Below are 21325 nucleotides of genomic sequence, written 5' to 3'. Positions count from 1 at the left end.
TGACGCTTTTTATTCTTAATTCAAACTAGATTAGAGACTTTAATGCAGACTGAATTTCTAGTACAGGCAACTCTGTTGTTTGAATCCCAAAGGATGCTCTAATCGAGCTACTGATCCTATCTGAGCTGTAACCCATGGCGGTTAGAACATGAGAAGGTTTGTAGCTGTTCGAGGTGCAGGCAGACCCGTTTGATACTGCGATAATTCCTTTAAGTTTTACCATAGCAGCTTCTGAATTCACTCCAGGAATAGAGAAATTCACAATATAAGGCGAGGTATTCTGGCCGTTAATTTCCGCTCCAAGCTTTGTAATCACATCAATAAAACTATGCTTCACTTCTTTCACATGAGACAACCATTGATTTTTATTCTTTGAAGCTAATTCACAAGCCAGCCCAAAGCCTGCAATCAGAGGTGTAGCATGCGTGCCTGGTCGCAAGCCTTTTTCTTGCTCCCCTCCAAAAAAGATTGGTTTCAATGGCGGTTTAAGGAATCCTCTACGGCGCATGATTAATGCACCTATACCTTTAGGTGCATACAACTTATGCCCACTAGCACTTATAAAATCTATTCTGGGACTCTCAAGGTCAAAAGGATATTTACCAAAACTTTGTGCAGCATCAACGTGAAAGTATGCGTCATGTCCCTGCAAAATTTGGCAAATATCAGCAATTGGCTGTATTGCTCCAGTCTCGTTGTTAACATGCATAATAGAAACTAGGACAGTGTCATCACGTAATGCTGATTTAAGTTGAGATATATCAACTTGACCACCAGATGTAACGTCAAGGTAAGTTACATCAAACCCTTGTTCTTCTAAATGAATTACTGGCTCCAATACAGCTTTATGCTCTATTTTGCTCGTAATAATATGTTTTTTTCCATTTTGCTCGGCAAATTCACGCAAACCTAAAATAGCAATATTATTACTTTCAGTAGCACCACTGGTAAAAATAACTTCATTCTTATCAGCTTCAGCTATGTTTGCAACCTGACTTCTTGCAAGTTCAACGGCTCGTTTTGCCGCAACACCATATTCATGTGTTCTACTACCAGCATTACCAAACTCTTTAACCATTAACGTATAAACCAACTCAGCAACTTCAGGAATGACAGGCGTAGTAGCACTAAAATCAAGGTAAGTAGTCATAAAGATTTCTGCCTCTAAATTATGGTGTGGACTAGATATAGGCCAGAACTTAAATAAATGGATATTGCAGGTGTTTGTACATACAAGTTAAAATGATTGTACAAACAAGCTTAAGCTATACAGGTGTTTAACGTGACAATTATAACCTCTGGAACATCATTTCCAGCTATTCGTGGAATCCAAGCAGGTAGTGAATATTATATTGTAATGTGTCCGTTAAAAAGACTGAGAAAGATATTTACATTTGATGAAAGCAGTTTACCAGTTGAAGCAAGAGCACAGCGTATCTTAAACGAAGAACGGATCCCCGAAATTACAAACTATATTCTCTCACAACGTGAAGACTACGCTTTTTCAGCCATCACAGCCTGTATAGAAGGAGACAGTTTTTTTGTACCAATAGGAAAAAATGTCCACGAGGCTCACATTGGAACACTGAATATTGATGCTGACGCGGAAGTTTATATCACTGATGGACAGCATCGAAATGCAGCAATCATGGAAGCTTTAAAAAAAGACCCTACCCTTTCGGAAGAAAGTATTTCTGTAGTGTTTTTTGCCGATAAATCTTTGGAAGAAAGACAGAAAATCTTTAAGGATCTTAACCTCTATCCCAAAAAAGCTGATAGATCACTAGGCATAACTTATGACAATAAACCTTATGCATTGCTTTCAAAAGAACTAATCTATTCCAACCTCGTTTTTCAAAAACTTATCGATCTAGAAAAAAATAACTTAGGCCCTCGATCTAAGAAGCTTCTTACTCATAGCGCATTTAATAAAGCAACACGAGAATTGTTCGATAAAGTCACTATAGATAACTATAAAGAGTTAATTCCTATTGCCGCACAGTATTGGGAAAACGTATATGAAAACCTCAAAGAATGGCAATTTGTATTTCATGACAAAGTCTCTTCAGGCGACACTCGCAAGCACTCTGTAAACGTTCACTCAGTAACATTACAAGCCTTAGGTATTGTTGGAAAACAGTTAATCCAAACCCCAAATTGGGAAAGTAAACTCAAGAGACTCAAAGATATCAACTGGGACAGGAGCAATAAAGCTGATTGGGAAGGTCGGTGCATGATTAATGGAGAGATGAGTAATAACTTAAGTAGAGCCAAAGCAACAGCAATAAAAATTAAAATGTTGCTTGAACTCCCACTAACAGATAAAGAACAGCAACAGGAATTCAAGTTATCAGGTGCAGAAGATGAGCAGTGAAAAACCAATTAAAGTCTACTCAGCCTTTGGCGCCAAAGGCCTGAAGAAAACAATTGAAGATGCCATATCGCAGATTAAACAGTTGTATTTATCTGATGAAATACCTTGGGTAGTAGGATACAGCGGAGGGAAAGATTCCACAGCTATTCTTCAACTTATCTGGTATTCCCTGATTGAATTAAAAGAAGAAAATAAATGCCATAAAGATGTACATGTAATAAGTACGGATACACTGGTAGAAAACCCTTTTGTTGCAATGTGGGTAGAAAAATCACTAGAACGCATGAAGGAAACTACTGAGAAACAGAGTTTACCCATACATCCACATCGCCTTACTCCAGAAGTAAAAGATCGTTTCTGGGTTAACTTAATTGGTAAAGGTTACCCTGCTCCTAGGTATAAATTCCGCTGGTGCACCGATCGATTAAAAATATCACCATCCAATACGTTTATTAAAGGACTAGTCGATAAGCGTGGCGAAGCTATTCTAGTTCTTGGTACACGTAAAGCAGAAAGTGCCTCACGAGCAGCATCTATGGAGCACTATGAAAATATAGAAACCAATACACGTAAAGCAGATGGTTTAACGGCAAATGGCAGTTTAGACCGTGTTTGGGTTTACACTCCCATAGCAGAGTGGACAAATGACGATGTATGGATATACCTGAACTCCGTTGTAAATCCTTGGAATTTCCCGAACCAAGATCTAATGGGTATGTATCAAGGTGCTACTGAAGGTGGCGAATGCCCTTTAGTAGTGGATAAAAGTACTCAAAGTTGTGGTGACAGCCGGTTTGGCTGCTATGTCTGCACGATGGTTTCTGAAGATAAATCCATGTCAGCAATGATTGCTAATGATGAAGACAAAGATTGGATGCTGCCATTGTTAGCACTTCGCAATGAAATAGACGTCAATGATCCTAACCATGATAAAAAACTCGACAAATTGCGTCGTGATAAAGCTCGACGTGATTTCCGCCGAATGAATGGGACTCTGACAGTACATATAACCAAGAATGGTGCTGATATAGTCCCAGGGCCTTACATTCAAAGCTTTCGAGAAGAACTATTACAAAAAGTACTTGAAGCCCAAGTCGCAGTTCAGAAAATGGGGCCAATTGAAGTCAAAAATCTTGAGCTCCTTCCCCTGGAAGAATTAGAAGAAATTCGTCGTATCTGGCTGGAGGAAAAACTTGAGGTTGAAGATAACTTACCAGGCATATATGAAAAAGTGATGGGTAAACATTACCCAGGAGAAAGACGAGCACATCACCCCGTTCTAAATAAACAGGTTTTAAATAAATTAAAAACATACTGTGCTGAACATAACGATGATGAAGGCCTGATGTACCAGCAAGTCCGTGCTGTGATAGCCATTGCAGATAAGCATAAAAATCAGCTGCGCCGAGCAAACTTATCTGCTGAGTTAGATGACAGTCTAGAAAAAGGGGCATTTTCATCACTAGAAGAGGCCAAGATTTTTGCATTAGAACGCAAGCGGCATGAACTGCAAATTCAGCATGACAACTCACCTAACTTGTCAGATAGAGAAAAAAAAGCAATTGCCGAAGAAATCGCCATTATTACCCGTTCAATTAAAGAAAAAGGATACAGCTCATTGCTGATTGAAGCTGAGGAAGTCAGTGATGATATTTAAAAAGTTGCAGATTAAAAACTTTGGTATTTATCAAGGAGAACACAAAATTGATCTCTCAGTAAAAGAGGGAAAGCCAGTCATTTTGATAGGTGCACTAAACGGAGCCGGAAAAACAACCTTTCTTGATGCCATACAGCTCGTGTTGTATGGAAAACATGCAAAATGCTCAAACAGAGCGAGTATTGCCTATAGTAAGTTTTTAGTAAGTTGTAAAAATCGTTTTGCAAAAGAAGATGATGAAGTAATACTAAATCTATCCTTTACACATCGTACAGATAACCTTGATAGAAATTATGAAATTGAACGACGCTGGTTGGTAAATGGTTTAGAAACAAAAGATAAAATCAAAGTATGGGTTGACTCTGTTTATGACCAGCACCTGAGTCAATATTGGGACGATTTTGTAAATGAATTTATTCCACTTAGCTTGTCAGATTTATTCTTTTTTGATGGAGAGAAAATTGAAAACTTTGCCCATTCACAACGCTCTTCAGAGCTTGTAAAAACAGGTATTGAAAACCTGCTAGGACTGGATTTACTATCCCAACTACAAATTGATCTCAGCCAAGTTGACAGAAAACGTCGTTTGCAAAACGTAGATAAAAGCATCTTGATAAAAGTAGAAGCTTGTGAAGAAGAGATAGGGCAACAAAATGTAGTGATGTCAGCTCTGAAAAAAGAACTAGTTGAAATCGAACAGCAAATTGTTGACACCAAGATAGCCATCAACAAAACACGCCAAACAATGCGAAACACGGGCGCGCATCTCATAGAAAAACGTGATGAACTCAAGTTTGAATTAGGCGCCGTTGAGGCTAAGCTAGACCTAAATAAAACTGAACAAGTCAGGCTTGCTGGTGGAGTTGGTCCGCTAGGGTTGGTGAAAGACTTAATTGAGCAAACTAAAGCACAAATACGACTCGAGACTGAGGCAAAACAGGCAAAAATACTAGACGAAGCAATCAGCGCCTACGATGATAAAATTCTCGCCACCCTAAAAACTAGCGCTGCACCGAGCGATACGATATTAAAAGTAAGCCAAACCATGACTGAACAAGCACAAGCTCGCCAACAACTAGCAAGTGTTGAGTGTTATCTAAATACCGACCTTGGTATTTTTAATGGGCTAGATGAGCGTATTATCCAAGAAGAGGAGCAACGAAAACATCTTAAAAATAAACAGGCACAATTACTTGATCAGAAAAATCTAATCCAAAAACAATTAGATAGCATCCCATCCAATGATTCGGTTCAACATTTACTGACCGAACTCACTCAGTATGAAACGATATCTAAAAATCTGCATATTCAGCACAAACAGAAGCAGGTATTACTCGAGCAAGCTACAGTTAAAAATAACTCGTTATCACAACGCTATACCAATCTATTAGCACAACAAAACAAAGATACCTTTGAACAAAAGCGTTCAATGCAAATAAGTGAACACATTAAAAAACTAAAATCCACATTACAGGGTTTTTCTGAACAGCTAATTAGTGAAAATATCGAGCACTTACAAACCTTGGTTAAGGAGAAGTTTGATGCCTTGGGACGAAAATCCCTGCTTCTTAGCGATCTAAAAATCTGCCCCAACAGTTTTGCTATCACTTTGTATGATATTACTGGTAATGCCCTTGAACCAGCCAAACTATCTGCAGGTGAACGTCAGTTACTTGCCATTGCTATATTATGGGGTCTAGCTGAAGCATCAGGTAAAGAACTCCCAACGGTTATTGATACACCTCTTGGCCGATTAGATGGAAAACATAGAAGCAAATTAATCAACAATTACTTCCCTGAGGCAGGACCGCAGGTCATTTTACTATCTACCGATGAGGAAATTATTGGAGACTACTACAAACAGCTAAAACCCTATATTTCTAGAGAGTTCCATATTTTTTACAACGAACAAAGCAAAACATCCATTCTTAATGAAGGTTACTTTTAACAATGCATGGCATCGAAATTATTCGTTTATCAGAAAAGCAAAAGCAGCAGCTGATTATTCTGAAGCGTAAAACCGGTATAGAGAACTGGAACGTTCTATGTCGTTGGGCATTATGTACTTCATTAGCAGATAACAGTCCTCCACCAAAAGAAAATATCCCTTCAGATAGTAATATTGAGATGTCCTGGAAAACATTCTCTGGCGAACACAGCGATCTTTATTTGGCTTTGATTTTGCATTCATACAAGAATTACTCAAACAGAGATTTAGTTAACCTCTATGCATACATAAAATCTCATATAAGCCGTGGAATATCATCTTTGTTAACATCGAATATTTAATTACATCAACGATGAAACCGACGAACAAATGTTACTAAAAATAAACTAGTCAACAATAAACCGGATAAAGATTGACATGAAGCTATTAATTTTCCCAAACCTGTACATGGTGAGAAGTCACCATATCCCAACGTTGAAAAGGTTACTACACTGTAATAAAGTGAATCCCAGAAAGATATTGTTCCACAATGATTATTGTTGTTTATATCGGTAAAAAAATACAAAGCCGCACAGCCGAAAATTAATACAAATGCTGAAAGTAAAACCCTCCAAGGTGATTCACCATAATTTGAAACCCATCCATACAGTTTTCTGAACAATTTTGAAAGACAGTTTGCTTTTCGGGTTATTAGCTCACACTCTTTGATATATACTCGCGACTCGGCTTCACCATTTAATGCAGAACCGTACTGGCTTCTTGCAAGTCTGCATAACTCAACACATTCAGTAAAAATTTTTTGCCTTTCTTCGTTATCTGTTTCTAGTTCTAAGGTTTCAATTTCCAAACGTTCAAGTGCAGACTCATAAAATTGACCAGATTTAGCATGATCATTGTTTAAAGAATAATATTTGGCTGCTTTTTCATGCCACATGTGTGTTTGTTTAATCTTCGCTTTTGAAGAGCTGATTACTACGCTCTCCCACCATTGAGCAATTGTGCTATTTAGTTCCGTATTCTCTTCGTGCCAATTCGCGATTTTTAAAGTTAAATTATAAATTTCTGTAACGTCATCAGTATTTCGATACTTTGATAAAATTTTTTCTAGACTGACAATTTCATCTTCATTCAATACTGCCTTATTCTTTATTTGTACCTCATCCTCAGAAAGTAAATTAAGATTCTCTGGGATTTCCTTTGCTTGCAAATTATTTACCGCAACCTTAGATTGCCATTTATAACGATTTCCAATTTGTACTGTATCTTCAGCATTTTCTTGTAGCCAGAGCTGAAAATCGTCGATGACTTCTCTTACATATGCTTGAACACCGTCAACACCATCTTCTGAATATGTAAAATCATCAACTGGATTATCAATAAAAAAGTCCAATAAAAAAGTATTTCCTTGAATCACACCGGATTTAGATTTGTGTAACTCTGTTTTCAATTGTTCATATGCTGAAGAGTACCACTCTCTATTCATTGGCGAGTCTCCAGTTCAGATATAATTCCACTAAGATTTTGGTATAACTTTATCAACTCTTGTTTATCAATGGTGGTAAGTTTTGTTTGAGAAGATTCAAGATTTTCAATAAATTTTGAAAAGTTCAAAATTACTTTTTTACAAACATCTGGTTTTTCATCTAAAGGTGGTAAGTCTCTAAGCGGTATGCCTTTACTAATTAAATCAATGTGTGTTGGGCTTTCTAGATATTTTTGGAAGAGTCTCGCATCACCAGGATTCTTTATTTCTGCTTCATTACCATTATCTGTGCATAATGCTTTATATAATCTTTTCCTATTATCTGTATTTTCAAATCCTATGTTGTCATTCCATTGCAGCCAACTGCGAGCGACTTTTGAGCCACCTAAAAACTCTAAAAGTAATGCATAGTGATTTGTCACTATTTTAGAGCCAAATTCAGGGTCTTCTTTCATTTGCTTAAAAGCAATATAGCCTCTCCACCGTCTTCCTGCATCCTTGTCAGTAATACCGAGTAACTTACCAATTTCTCCAAGACTCTTTCCTGTAACTTTCATGTCGTAGATTAACTTCGCGCTCTGGAGACCAGCCCATTTTTTAGGTCCAGATACATGTCGGATCCCCATTAATGTGTTCGAATAATCTGTTATTTCTTCTGAGGTACCATCAACACAAATAACTCCTATTGATCTAGACTTCTCAATTAACTCCGAATCCAAATCAACTAAACCGTCCCGATAATCTTCTAATAATCCTTTTAAGGCAGCAGCTCGACGGTTCCCTTCGATGATTAAGTAAAATTTCTTATCTCCTGGAATATTTAATTTTCTAACGACGATACGATCTACCTCTAAGAAACCATTTTCTAAAATTGAATCTCTCAATTCACCGAGGCGCTCTTTTTCTAATCTCTGTAAGGTCTCTCCTTGTAAGATAAGCACTTCATTATCATCGTATTTTTCAGATTCACCATCATAATTTAATCGATAATTCCCAGGATCTAGCATCAACTGGTCAATCGAAACTCTAATGTCAAGCAACTTCACGCTTAGACTCATATTTAATCCTTATTTGGCTTAAAAGGAATGAAATCTTTCCCAAGTGTTGGAATACATGTTCATCTGATTCATTCTGGTACAACAGACCTTGTTAGAACAGGCCACGAGCTTATTCATATCTCAAATTCATGCAAAATCATCGGGTCAGAGTAATTGATTTTCTTTTCAGTCACGATTTCACCAATAGCTTTTAAATTATTTAGCGTCGAGTAAAAATAGACCCTCCATTTTGAAGGGCTTTTAGCCATTAATAGAAACGTATTTACTATAACTCAAAATTCAACCTTTTCTATCAATCGATAACTAGTACTCCGTCCACCGCCTGGGTTTTGTATAAAGAGTTCTCGAGTAACTAAATCCTGAATATCGCGTGATGCTTTATCGTTTGAGCACTTAGCTAACTTGGCATAATATATCAAGGTGTCAGCCAACTTGATAATTAAACCAGAACATCAATAGGGTCAAAGAGTTTGATTTTAAGTTGGATTAGGGGTCTGCTCAATAAAATCAAGTTAGCTGATCACATGATTGTGTAATGGAGTCTGTCGAATCTATTCCTTCCAAGTTCAGGTATGAAGCCCCAGACATCCAAGAGCTGTCCAATAATTGTTGAATTTCTAACGCCATGGCTCCTTCCTTATGGTAATAAGGTTTTGCTAATTAAATTCTCTATCCGAACAAGGACATCTGGTGAGCTTTCACACAAAGCAACATTTCCCCCGCCAGCTCCAGTGAATTTGCCCAGAAATTGTTCAGCCCACCCCCCCATAAAAACCAATTGAGTATCAGTTGCTAATATATTTTGTAGCTTTATATCTTCGATTAAGTATTTCTGGTAACCATATTTTCCATTTTTCAACTCAAACTCTTTTTTTATGAGATATTTACTTTTTGGTGAGATATCATCTTTTCTGACAATCTCACCCCCATCTTTATAATAACCATAACAAATTGATTTATAATGACATTCCTCAACATAATCATAGCCATATTTTTTAATCATATCTACATTAGCGTACCCCATAAAACCTTTGACATTATTTGCAACATGGTAAATTTTTAAGCCACCTTCAGACCCACACATCTGCTTTAACTTATAGCGCCCATACACTGCATCAGCTGTCGGTAATAAAATAGCTATGATGAACATAAGCAATTTAGCCATCATCGATTTTGCCTTTATTAGCAAGAAAACAGTTAAAGCTATATAGAAAACAATAATTAATAATATGCCTAGTCCACCCATGTAAGGCCCTTCCTGAAATTTGTATTAGAATCAATGGGGCAGCCTGTTTGATTCCTCTTTTAAAGTATCCGCTTTCCAATCGCTTTAATTTTTTTGCCAAATTTTTTCGAATCGCCTTTAAGGCATACAACAAAAATGGGGAAATCCAAATTTAAAGCATTTGCTAATTTCTGTGCAGCGTTATCGGTACGAGTAAAGATGCCCTTTGGTGAAAAGGCAATAATATAAACGGGTACAGACGTATCCAGCTTTAAGACTTTTTCGGCTAACCAGACTGAGCCAACATTTTTCTGAGACTTTAATCGCTTCTTCAGATGAGCGAGTGTTTCATCGCCAATTTCTGGCCACTTAAAGTGATCATCGATGGAGATATTTTCTCGCTCTTCATACACTTCTTGGTGAAATTTATATGCATCGGCTGCGTCTTGCCACCACTTTTCAGCTTTCTCCTGTTCGCCTAGTTCTATGAGAAAGGAGTAGCCTAAATTAGCTACTTCCGTTAATAAGTTTGGACTTCTAAAGGCCACTCTTAATTGTGAAAGCCCCTCTGGACGATTGTTATTGAGCAAGTATTTACCAACATAATAAGCGGCACCAATACTGTCAGGATGTCTTTTTTGATAAAGGCTAAACAGTGAATAGGCCGCCTCAGCATCTTCAAACTCGTTCGTGTAACTGGCGTATTCCCATAACTCATCATCGGTTAACTCATCAGGCTGTTTTGTTTTGAAGTCGACAATTGATGCTCTGGCATTTTGTACATAGTCATAGCGGTTTTTCCAAGCCTGACGATTATCCTCATACCATTTCTTATCGAAGTGAGTTAACACCGATTGATAACGATCGCCCAACCAAACTTCAGCGGCATTACGTTTAACTGGCTCGGGTATAACAAATTCACTGGTCAAGGATCTCACCCGGTCATTCAGGCTTGGATGGGTGTCTGAATAATGCGTTTTAACCTCTAATTCTTTTTCAATACGCTTTACAAATTCATCTCGTGCAATTGGGCTATGTTTTAAAAAATTAGCCAAATCTTTAAATGGGGTCTTCGGTGGGCTAGCGCTATCATCGGCACTTTTGATCAATTTACTCCAGTAATCCTGCTCAATATAAGGCGCAGAAACATAGACATTAACTAAGGCTTTTGCAGCCGTTTCTGGTGATGTGAGCTCAGCTGAAATGTCATCTGCCTCATATTCATTATTACGAGCAAGTGCAAATGAATAGGCGGAAAACTTTGGGGCATACCAATCAAAAAACGCTCGCATCATCGAAGCACCAAATGAATCCGTATTTTCATAAGAATTCATGATGCGACTCCATGTAATGCGAACCCGGTAAATCCAGCCTGAAAAACGACTATGATTACCTGATAAATGGCCGAACTCATGAGCAAGCACTGCACGCATCTCTGTGGGGGATAAAGCTAATAACAGGGGAAGACCTAGAATTAAGGTGTTCTGCTGACCACCAAAAATGCCGTATTTAGGGCTTTGTACTACAGCCGCATTTAACTCATCCGTCACTAATACTTGATGAATTTTTAATGACTTCAACGATCGGGTTAACTGATCTATCTCGCTAAAAAGCGCTGGGTACGAATTCCTTTCTAAGCGATAACCCGTAGGTGGTTCAAATTTCACCCACAACGCTTTAAGAAAAACCCAAATTGCCGCGAGAATCATAAAGATCAGTTTCTTCTTAAGTAATAGTAAGAAAATACTACTACTCAACAGCGCGATGCCAACCGTGCCGCCCACCAAAATAATCAACACAAACAGCACTGAAAAAATAACGACATAACCAAGCAATGCAAATAATGCTAATTGAAGCTTGTATTTACCCGGACTCTTAAATGAATCTCGCTCAGCTTTTTGCACCAACTCAATAAACTGCTCTTCACTAAGACGTCCCATTTATCTAATTCCTTTTAGTTAATCATGTCGCGATTTTTGAATACTACAACAAAGCCAAGAATCAAGGGGTCGTAATTTCTTTAATAACAAACCCCACTAATCTATCTCAGCTGTTAGCCTATAACTCGTACTCCGTCCACCGCCTGGGTTTTGTATAAAGAGTTGTCGCGTAACTAAATCTTGAATATCTCGTAATGCCGTGTCGTTTGAGCACTTAGCTAACTTGGCATATTTAGAGGTATTCATGTGTCCCTCAAAATCATCTTCAAGCATACGATTGATAATACGGCGCTGTCGTTCATTAACCGGGTTTTGGTTAACTCTATCCCATAATCTGGCTTTGAATAACACATTACTTAGCGTGTCATTTGCATTGGTAATAGCCCGGCCCAAACAATCTAAAAACCAGCTTAGCCATTCTGTGATATCCGGTGTTGCTCGTTGTTGTTTTTCGAGATGTGCGTAGTACTGTTTTCGTTCACTCTCAATTTGATTAGACAGACTATAAAACCGCTCGGGCATCTTATCTGCTCTCGCCAATGCCATATCGGCAATCGCTCGAGCAATTCGGCCATTGCCATCTTCAAAAGGGTGAATAGTCACAAACCAGAGATGAGCAATGCCAGCTTTTATAACGGGGTCGATATCAGCTTTACTCTCAAACCACTTTATAAACGTACCCATTTCTGCATTCACTTTTTCAGCGGCTGGCGCTTCAAAATGAATCTTTTCTTTTCCGATTGGACCTGAGACGACTTGCATAGGATCATTCTCAACTAAGCGCCAGTCGCCCACTGTGATGTGGTGCATACCGCTTCGCCCAGTCGGGAAAAGTGCGGCGTGCCAATCAAACAAACGTGCTGTTGTTAAAGGTTTGGAGAAGCGTTGTGTCGCATCCAGCATCATTTCGACGATGCCCTCGACATCACGACTAGCTGGAATCAAACCGCCAATATCCATACCCAAGCGACGAGCAATGGAGGAACGTACTTCCTCAGGATTTAGAGTATGGCCCTCGATGGCTGAGGATTTCACCACATCATTAGTTAATGTTCTGAGGCTGGCTTCTCTTCTCAAGTCAAAGCCGATTGCTTCCATTCTGCCAAGTAAACGGCCCTGCTGATGACGAATATCAGCCAGCTTGGCAGCTAGGACGTCTACATTCCACGAAAAGTCAGGCCAGTTCTTGTGTTGGTATATCCACATATTAATCACCGCAAATTATGCAGTGATAATAATCTTTATTCACCGCAAAAACAAATTATTTACCGCATTTTATGCGGTGATTAATCACGTTATTCACCGCAGATAAATAAATACTCGCTCACAAGAGCTCCTTGGGAATCAGAATAAAAAAGGCCAAACAAATCAAATTGTTTGGCCTTTTATGATGGATAGAAAATACGTTCTTAGTGGGATTTCATGCGTTCAATCGTGGTGCTTAGTACACGTTTGATTTTATCGGTGGCTCCGGTAAACGCTTGTTTGACAGAGGCAGCGTCATGGGTGACCACATTGGGTTGATGGCCTTCTATCCGAGCTTCAATCAGGCAGCGAATATCATCCGCTCCGCCTCGATTTTCACTGTTTTGATCACTTAGATGGACTTCGATGCGGGTGACATGTTCATCGAAGCGTTTGAGAGCATGTTGTAATTCTTCACGAATTGAATCAGTGAGCGTGTCATCACCTGGAATATGACGATCGGTATTTACCTGAATTTGCATGTTATCTCCTTGAAAGGTGAATAAACCGCTTTTTATGACAATGTGAATTATTAAACAATTCCAAGGTCATTTTTTATTGATGATAACGTTGATCCATTTCAAGCAATTATCCTTTAACCCAAAGCAAGTCATTGGTATGGTCAATATTGTTAGACTCGAATATTGATTCTTCAAAAATGTAGCTAAGTCTTAGCTTTCACTCAAAGGAGCACACTATGCAGCACCTTTATAAATACAGCGCCGCAATAAGTATTATGGCCCTTAGCCTGAGTGGCTGTGGCGATACGTCTAAAATTGCATCACAAGCGGATTTCGGACCTGCTCCTGTATTGGTCGCACCAGAATCATCGCTCATCCCCACTTTGAACATTGCCCCGGCTGATGGCTGGCCGATTGATGCCAAACCCACGGCTGCTGAAGGACTGATGGTGAATCGATTTGCTGTGGATTTAGATCATCCTCGCTGGTTGTATGTCTTGCCCAACGGTGATGTATTAGTAGCTGAATCAAATGCACCAAAGAGTGAAAGTACAGATTGGAGTATTAGGTCCTGGATTAAAGGCATGGTACTAGAAGATGCCGGTGCGGCAGTACCCAGTGCCGATAGGATTACCTTACTTCGTGACAACGATAATGATGGTGTGGCTGAAACACGGCATGTGTTTTTAGATAATTTGCATTCCCCTTTTGGTATGGAACTGATTGGCAATGACTTTTACGTCGCTAATGCTGATGAGATTGTGCGATTCCCTTATAAAGAAGGACAGACTCAAATCACCGCTAAGCCAGAACATGTGACAGATTTACCGGGAGGACCGATTAACCACCATTGGACCAAGAATATTATTGCAAATAAAGATGGCACAAAGCTTTATGCCACTGTGGGTTCAAACAGTAATGTCGGTGAAAACGGCATGGAAGCAGAAGAAAATCGTGCAGCCATTCTGGAAGTGAACCTGCAAACCGGTGAAAAACGTATATTTGCCTCAGGTTTACGCAACCCTAATGGACTGGCTTGGCAGCCACAGACCGGCGAACTTTGGACCACGGTCAATGAGCGCGATGAAATTGGGAGTGATCTGGTGCCGGATTATATGACCTCAGTGAAAGACGGTGCATTCTATGGCTGGCCTTATAGTTACTACGGACAACACGTAGATACCCGAGTGCAACCGAAACGACCTGAGTTAGTGAAAAAAGCCATCAAACCCGATTATGCATTGGGCGCTCATACTGCATCATTGGGCCTGACGTTTTATGAAGCAGATTTGCTGGCAGAGAAATATCATCATGGCGCGTTTATTGGTCAGCACGGTTCGTGGAACAGAAAACCATTAAGCGGTTATAAAGTGATTTTTGTACCGTTTAAGAATGGTAAGCCTGATGGCCTTCCTCAGGAAATCCTAACCGGATTTGTCAATGAGGATGGTGATGCAAGAGGACGTCCGGTCGGTGTTGTGGTCGATAAAATGGGTGGCTTATTGGTCGCCGATGATGTCGGCAACACAATATGGCGTGTTAGCCCCCAATAACACTTAAGTCACTCACTGCTTGTAGCATTTTATTGTCGGCTGAAGCACAGGTCAGGAAAGATCTGTGCTTTTTGCTGTCTTATCGTTTTAAGATAGCTATCATTAATCAATGAATATCTCGGGAGCGTTTTTCAACGATGAGAAAAAAGCCTATCTCTGTCTTTTTATTACTCACCATTGCGTCGGGTTCTATGCTCTATTCCGGGCTGAGTCAGGCGGACGAATCCGCAAGCAATACAACGGATTGTAAAAATGTGAGTGTGGATTATCTGGATAATCCCGCGTTGACCCGAGCAGAAAAACTGGCGCGTATGGAACAGGCGCTGAGTGATTCTCTCAATCGCTTTGAGTTATGTAATATCTCCATCTCATCCAATTCATCCTCGGCTAATAGTGGTAATGGCTCAGGTGCAGGCGCTGGCTCCGGTTCAGGTGGCGGCGGTGCTGGTGACACCGGCAATGGAAGTTCAGCAGGTGGTGCCAGTGGTACCGAGTCAGTAGCCAGTGACATGATACAAGGGACAGAACAAGCGCCTTCTAACGAAGCTATGGCAGCGACATCAGATACACAAGAATCAACTGAATCGGGTTCAGGTAAGATATCTGCCTCAGGCAATGTCGCTGAGAATGGTAAGATTCCGGAAGATATCCCACCAGCGGATAATGATGATGCCATTGCTGCTCAGATTCGTGTCGCTGCTGAGGCAGAAACCGACCCAGAGATACGCAAAAAGCTCTGGGATGAATACAGAAAATATAAGGGTATGAACGTTGAACATTGATCGTTTTAGAAAACCATCCAAGTTTCTGGTCTACCTGCTGGTCATGCTGCATGTGCTGACAGGCTGTGCTACTACATCCGGATCAGGTGTGAATGTCGGACCGCGATCGTCTTCAAGCTTTAGTGAAGATATGTCGAAAACGGCTTACAGCGGCCCAAAAATGGACGTGGTTATTCCAGTGTTCTCACCCGGTCTTTCTGACAAAGCGGCCAATTATGAAAAAGAAGGTGTATGGCCGGAACTGCGTCGGGCTGAAGCAAATCGTTTCGCCTATAAACTTAAAAAAGCGCTCGATGATACTGGCAAGTTTGGTGCGGTTCGAGTCACACCTGATAAAACCGCTTCGGGTGATCTGTATGTTTTAGGCAATATTGTTGAGTCAAACGGCCTGGAAGTCGAGTTTGATATGCAAGTGGTCGATGCCAGTGGCAAACAGTGGCTGAATGACAATATCGACTACGAGGTGGGAGATGGCTTTTACAAAAACCCCAGAAATACCGATAAAGATCCTTATGATCCGGCATTTGATAAAGCAGCAGCTGATATCGTCAAAGCCTTACTCAAACAAAAACCATCCGACTTAAGCACGGTAAAACATATTGCTGATTTACGCTTCGGTGCCAGCTTTAACGATAAAGCCTTTGATGAATATATGGATACCAGCTCCACGCCAATTAAACTTAAAGGCATGCCGAGTGAAGCGGATCCGCTTTATGAACGGGTGAAAGCGATTCGCGTTAAAGAACAATTATTTGTTGATAACCTGCAACCTAACTACGCCGCTTTTTCACAGAAAATGAATGACAGTTATCTGACCTGGCAAAAAGCCAGTGCGACAGAGCTGAAACTACAGCAGGAAGCTCAGAATAAAAGCCTGATGAAAATTATTGGGGGGGCTTTATTAATTGCTGCGGCGGTGGCGGTAGGTTCAAATGGCAGCCGTTATGACAATAACTTGGGCAGGGATATGGTCACTATCGCCGGAGGGATTGGCGGTGCGGTGTTAATTACCAGTGGTATTACTTCGCGTGAAGAAGCCAAATTCCATCAGGATGCGATCAATGAGCTGGGCCAGTCACTGGATTTGGAAATGTCGCCTCAGGTGGTTGAGTTTGAAAATCAAAGCACCAAGTTGACCGGTAATATGGAGCAGCAGTTCCAGCAATGGCGTGCCTTTATGGCGCGTATGTATGAGCTTGAATCGACACCTGATAAAGCGCTTTAAACGCCGTCATGATCAACGAAGAAATACGCAGAGCCAAGCAGGCGAAACAACAGCGCCTGCTCATTGGCGTGATTATCGTGCTCTCACTTATTCTGGTGACAGGGCTAGTGTTGTTCAGCCTTAATAATGTTCGATTTAACAGTACACCATCGACTGAAGAAACACTGTCAGACACACAAACCGCACCACAAAAAGTCGAAGAACCGAAAAACGAAGAAGATATTGCTGCATTACGCCAAGCCTATCTGGATGCGTTTTCTTTTTATGAAAATACACTGAAACCGCAGCTGGAAAAAATCGATATTGATAGCTGGGATAAAACCCTCGCCGAGACCATAAAAAACCAGGAAAAAACCGCGGTTGATACCTTTGGCACCGGGCAATATGCCAAAGCGAAACAAGCCATTGATACGCTGACGCAAACCGCTGAGAAAACCCTGGCTGACAGCGAAGCGGCTTTTGAAAAAGCCATGCAGGAGGCGCAAAAGGCGTATGACAATTATGATTATCAAACCGCCCGTCTGGCGATAGATAACGCGCTGATTCACAAGGCAGATTCAGCAGATGCTCAGGCCTTGGCCAAAAAAATAGAAAACATCCCCCAAATAGTCGAGCTGAATGAAGCGATTCGTGTCGCTAAAAATGAAAACAATCCGAATAAAGAGCTGTCTCTGATTGAAGAATTACTAAAAATCGAACCCGATCGAGAAGAGATGAAACAGCGCGCCCAGGTGCTGCGCACGCAGCTGGCCGAGTCACGCTTTAACCAAGCCATATCTCAGGCGTATCAAGCCATTGAACAGCAGCAGGTTGAAAAAGCCAGACAGGCACTGAGTCAGGCAGAAAAAATTTACCCTTCCCGACCTGAAAATAAAGAAGTGAAAGCGGCGTTAGCTCAACTGGAGTCACAGTTGCGTTTCAACCAGCATATTGTCGCGGCAGAGAAGGCAAAACAAGCCGATAACTGGGAAACTGCCAAACAGGAATTAAGCGCTGCCCTAAAAGAACGGCCAGCTAATAAAGACCTTATCGACCGCTTAAATCAGGCCAAACGGATTGTGGAGATCGACCAAAATATTCAGGGCTTATTGCAAAACCCTTATCGTCTAAGTAATCCAGCGGTAAAAGCTACGGCTGATATCAATGTGATTCAGGCCGAGTCTTTTGCTGCTCAGAGTCCATCTCTGGCGAAAGCGGCTCAACAGTTGAAGTCCACCATCAATGCCGTGAATACCCCGGTGAACGTGAATGTGATTTCCGATGGTAAAACCTTCGTCTCCGTTCGCGGGGTGGGGAAAGTGGGCGAAACCACAGGTAAAACGATTCAGCTCAAACCTGGCACCTACTCTTTTGAAGGCAAACGCGAGGGTTATCGCTCCAAGCTGATTGAGGTGCAGATCCCTTTGAACCGTAGCGATTATCAAGTCACCGTGATTGCTGATGAGCGAATTTAATCAGGCCATTGAGGCTGCTAAACGTCGGCAGCGGCGTATGCTGTTATGGCTCAGCCTTGGATTTATCGTTGTTGCCTGTATTGTTTTTGCGACACTCATTGCTTCGCGAGCCACCCCCATTCAAGTCTTGCCTGAGGCCATCAGCACTGAAGCGAAGCTGAGCACCAACAGTGGCATCGCTCTGATACTGGATCATCATTTATATAGTTTGTCTGACACCGCTGAGGTAGAAGCCTCTGCGCCTGGCTACCAAACGACAACACAGCTGATTTCTCAATCCGGCTTTGGCAAAGTAACACAAATCACCTTGCAGCCCTTACCTGCTGAAGTCATATTGAAAACCGGGTTGGAAGACAATAAAACCCGCTGGTATATCAATGACAAACTCACCACAGTGGCCAATACGTTTGAACAATCATTTGAGAATGGTGACTACACCATCAAGGCCAGTCACCCTTTTTATGAGCCTGTTACCCGGCAATACAGCTTAGCGCCCGCGCAGAAGATTGAAGAAATAATTAACTTAACCCCCATCATGGGTGAGTTATCACTGAGCAGCACACCCGCTCAGGCAGATGTTTCTATCGATGGAAAAGCACAGGGGCAGACACCTTTAACCTTATCCCTGCCCGGCGGCCCACATCAGCTCGACATCACTAAACCGGGGTTTGAGACCGTCACTGATTCTGTCGAAATCAATCAGACAAGCACACAGATAAACAGGCAATATCGACTGCAGGCAGAGCGTGCAAAGGTCAATCTCACCGCATTACCTGAAGGCGGCACACTGACCGTCAATGGTATTGATACGGCGCTACAAAACATCATCAAAGTGGAACCCAATCAAAATAATGTACTGACGTATAAAAAACCGGGCTATTTCTCCCAGTCCAAGCGCGTTAATCTTAAGCAGGGTGAAACTAGTGAACTGCTGTTCAACTTAGAAAAAGAAATGGGCAAGGTGGTGATAGAGTCCACGCCCCAAGCGAATATCACCATTAATAACAAGCCTGTTGGACAAACGCCATTAAGCTTAACGCTGGATGCGCTGCCACAGACTATCAGGTTTAGTCTGGACGGCTACCGAGCTGAGACTCGCACGATAACACCGACAGCAAAATCGACCAGCAGCGTCTCAGTGAATTTACTGACTGAAAAACAAGCCCGGCTGCAAGAAGCCTCCAGAACCTATAAAACCCGTGTCGGCGGCGAGATGATGTTATTCACCCCAAACGACACCATTATTATGGGCGCTGAACGCAGTGAGCCAGGACAACGGGCCAATGAGTTTATCCGCAAAGTCACCATTAACCGCCCGTTTTACGCTGGGGTGCATGAAGTGACGAATGGCGCCTATGCCCAATTTGATAAAAGCCACAAAGGTGATCCGAATTTGCCGGTCACATCCGTTACCTGGTTAGATGCTGTGCGTTATGCCAACTGGTTGAGTCAGCTTGAAGGCCTAACAGTGGTGTATAAGATCAATGGTAATCAGGTCACGCAAATCAATGATGAAGCTGATGGCTATCGCTTGCTGACAGAAGCGGAATGGGAATGGTTAGCCAGAAAAGCCGGCCGTCCTGCTCAAACGCTTTTTGTCTGGGGTAATGACAAAACCATTCCCCCTAAAGCAGTGAATATAGCGGATGAATCAGCTAAAGGCTCGGTGACTCATTATGTGCCACGCTATAACGACGCTTATGCTGGCATGGCACCGGTGATGTCGATGAACAGAGAGTTATCAGGTTTGTTTGATTTGGGCGGCAATGTCAGTGAATGGACACATGATAATTACTCACTTACTGTACCTAAACCGGGGCTTGTTTATACTCAGACGCTGGATAAATCAGCCGGTGATGAGCATGTTGTGAAAGGCGCTAACTGGCGTTCAGGCACACTCTCAGAATTAAGGGCGTCGTATCGGGATGGCGCCAGTCAGGGCCGCGATGACTTAGGTTTCCGGCTGGGACGTTATGTTTACGGAGGTCATTAATATGGCAACACTTAAAAAATCGTTGGTGATTGTATTATCCATTGCCCTGTTTTTGCTGGCATTGATGATGGTGAAGAATGTCTATGCCGGCAAACCTATTATTAGTCTGAACTCCCCTGTTTCCTTTCCCGTGGATATCTAAACCATGAAAGATATGCTGAAAAGTTTTGCGGCATTACTGATTTCTATCGTTGTCGTGCATTTGTTTTACATTGGTTATGTTCGCCCAGAAGCAGCACAACTGATTGAGTTTGCCGTCAGTCAGGGACAAACCGCACCGCGCGATATTGCCGTGATCATCAAAGATTACGAGCAGGAAATCTGTTTTATTCTGATGTTGTGGGGCTGTTATCTGATCCTCAGTGCCTACCGAAATATTCTCAAAACCAAGTATTTGTTCAGCGTGGATCTGATTAAAGATGCCCATTCACAAGCTGAGGATACTGATGCAAAACATACTCTGGATGTGAATGCGATTATTCATCGGCTGGATACTGAAATCCCAGCGGACTGTATGCAATCACCGCTGGTGCGGACTTTACGCTCTTCTCTGTGGCGCTACAGCTCAACCAATAATGTGCAAAACCTGTCGGATGCGATCGAAAGCAACCTGGAAGCGTTAGCCGTCAAACAAGATTCTGAAAATACCATGATTCGTTATTTGATCTGGGCGATTCCTTCGATTGGTTTTATCGGTACCGTTCGTGGTATCGGTCAGGCTTTATCTCAGGCGGATAAAGCATTGGCAGGCGATATTTCTGGTATGACAGACAGTCTCGGTATCGCTTTTAACTCCACCTTAGTCGCCTTACTGATCAGTATCTTTTTGATGTTTTTATTCCATCAGTTACAACGCCTGCAAGACAGCCAAATCGTCGATACGCAGGATTATTGTGATAAGTTTTTGCTTCGTCGCATTCGGTGATT

At 41.5% G+C, this 21325-nt stretch carries 18 protein-coding genes; 11 read left to right on the top strand and 7 right to left on the bottom strand.

The features are described from left to right. Positions 1-25 precede the first annotated feature (25 nt). A complete protein-coding gene (gene dndA / locus AC13DA_RS03625; protein ID WP_284450844.1) occupies positions 26-1150 on the bottom strand; it encodes a cysteine desulfurase DndA in 1125 nt (374 codons plus the stop codon). A gap of 132 nt (positions 1151-1282) precedes the next feature. Between dndA and dndB the strand changes: the two genes are divergently transcribed. The 4 genes from dndB to dndE are packed head-to-tail and all read left to right on the top strand — an operon-like array spanning position 1283 to position 6320. Then, complete coding sequence (gene dndB, locus AC13DA_RS03620) at positions 1283-2374, top strand: DNA sulfur modification protein DndB (RefSeq protein ID WP_284450843.1); 1092 nt, start codon at positions 1283-1285, stop codon at positions 2372-2374. Beyond that, entirely contained in the window at positions 2364-4031 is a 1668-nt protein-coding gene (gene dndC, locus AC13DA_RS03615; RefSeq protein WP_284450842.1) for a DNA phosphorothioation system sulfurtransferase DndC, read from the top strand. Before dndB ends, dndC begins: the two co-directional genes overlap by 11 nt. Beyond that, positions 4021-5979, top strand: coding sequence for a DNA sulfur modification protein DndD (dndD, locus tag AC13DA_RS03610; RefSeq protein ID WP_284450841.1), 1959 nt, complete (start codon positions 4021-4023; stop codon positions 5977-5979). The genes dndC and dndD overlap by 11 nt, the downstream gene beginning before the upstream one ends. 2 nt (positions 5980-5981) lie before the next feature. Continuing rightward, positions 5982-6320 carry a DNA sulfur modification protein DndE gene (gene dndE / locus AC13DA_RS03605; protein WP_284450840.1) on the top strand — a complete coding sequence of 113 codons (339 nt, stop codon included), beginning with the start codon at positions 5982-5984 and terminating at the stop codon, positions 6318-6320. A 5-nt stretch (positions 6321-6325) separates the two neighbouring features. Here the strand turns inward: dndE and AC13DA_RS03600 are convergent, their stop codons facing one another. The 6 genes from AC13DA_RS03600 to AC13DA_RS03575 form a co-directional block, all read right to left on the bottom strand. Further along, a complete protein-coding gene (locus AC13DA_RS03600; RefSeq protein ID WP_284450839.1) occupies positions 6326-7462 on the bottom strand; it encodes a potassium channel family protein in 1137 nt (378 codons plus the stop codon). Further along, positions 7459-8520 carry a ParB/Srx family N-terminal domain-containing protein gene (locus AC13DA_RS03595; RefSeq protein WP_284450838.1) on the bottom strand — a complete coding sequence of 354 codons (1062 nt, stop codon included), beginning with the start codon at positions 8518-8520 and terminating at the stop codon, positions 7459-7461. Before AC13DA_RS03595 ends, AC13DA_RS03600 begins: the two co-directional genes overlap by 4 nt. Before the next feature lie 637 nt (positions 8521-9157). After that, entirely contained in the window at positions 9158-9766 is a 609-nt protein-coding gene (locus tag AC13DA_RS03590; protein WP_284450837.1) for a hypothetical protein, read from the bottom strand. A gap of 59 nt (positions 9767-9825) precedes the next feature. After that, positions 9826-11685 (bottom strand): M48 family metalloprotease, encoded by a 1860-nt coding sequence (locus AC13DA_RS03585; protein ID WP_284450836.1) that lies wholly within the window; start codon positions 11683-11685, stop codon positions 9826-9828. 96 nt (positions 11686-11781) lie between these two features. Then, positions 11782-12891: a Fic family protein gene (locus AC13DA_RS03580; RefSeq protein WP_284450835.1), complete on the bottom strand. Its 1110-nt coding sequence runs from the start codon at positions 12889-12891 to the stop codon at positions 11782-11784. Positions 12892-13094: 203 nt separating this feature from the next. After that, positions 13095-13412 carry an HPF/RaiA family ribosome-associated protein gene (locus tag AC13DA_RS03575; RefSeq protein ID WP_284450833.1) on the bottom strand — a complete coding sequence of 106 codons (318 nt, stop codon included), beginning with the start codon at positions 13410-13412 and terminating at the stop codon, positions 13095-13097. A gap of 215 nt (positions 13413-13627) precedes the next feature. Here AC13DA_RS03575 and AC13DA_RS03570 point away from each other — a divergent pair, with 215 nt between their 5' ends. The 7 genes from AC13DA_RS03570 to AC13DA_RS03540 all read left to right on the top strand — a co-directional run bounded on the left by AC13DA_RS03570 (position 13628) and on the right by AC13DA_RS03540 (position 21323). Next, positions 13628-14944, top strand: a complete 1317-nt coding sequence (locus tag AC13DA_RS03570; RefSeq protein WP_482945850.1) for a PQQ-dependent sugar dehydrogenase — start codon at positions 13628-13630, stop codon at positions 14942-14944. A gap of 137 nt (positions 14945-15081) precedes the next feature. Beyond that, positions 15082-15726, top strand: coding sequence for a hypothetical protein (locus tag AC13DA_RS03565; RefSeq protein WP_284450831.1), 645 nt, complete (start codon positions 15082-15084; stop codon positions 15724-15726). Continuing rightward, on the top strand, positions 15716-16951 hold the full coding sequence (locus AC13DA_RS03560; RefSeq protein ID WP_284450830.1) for a hypothetical protein: 1236 nt from the start codon (positions 15716-15718) through the stop codon (positions 16949-16951). The genes AC13DA_RS03565 and AC13DA_RS03560 overlap by 11 nt, the downstream gene beginning before the upstream one ends. Positions 16952-16959: 8 nt before the next feature. Further along, positions 16960-18405, top strand: a complete 1446-nt coding sequence (locus AC13DA_RS03555) for a coiled-coil domain-containing protein (protein ID WP_284450829.1) — start codon at positions 16960-16962, stop codon at positions 18403-18405. Then, positions 18392-20398 (top strand): PEGA domain-containing protein, encoded by a 2007-nt coding sequence (locus AC13DA_RS03550; protein WP_284450828.1) that lies wholly within the window; start codon positions 18392-18394, stop codon positions 20396-20398. Before AC13DA_RS03555 ends, AC13DA_RS03550 begins: the two co-directional genes overlap by 14 nt. 1 nt (position 20399) lies before the next feature. Then, positions 20400-20540, top strand: a complete 141-nt coding sequence (locus AC13DA_RS03545) for a hypothetical protein (protein ID WP_007144349.1) — start codon at positions 20400-20402, stop codon at positions 20538-20540. Positions 20541-20543: 3 nt separating this feature from the next. Further along, positions 20544-21323 (top strand): MotA/TolQ/ExbB proton channel family protein, encoded by a 780-nt coding sequence (locus tag AC13DA_RS03540; protein WP_007144348.1) that lies wholly within the window; start codon positions 20544-20546, stop codon positions 21321-21323. Positions 21324-21325 lie beyond the last annotated feature (2 nt).

Source organism: Methylophaga sp. F-2 (genome assembly GCF_056859315.1).
Note: the sequence above shows the minus strand (reverse complement) of the source record. Positions and strands in the feature narration are given on the sequence as shown.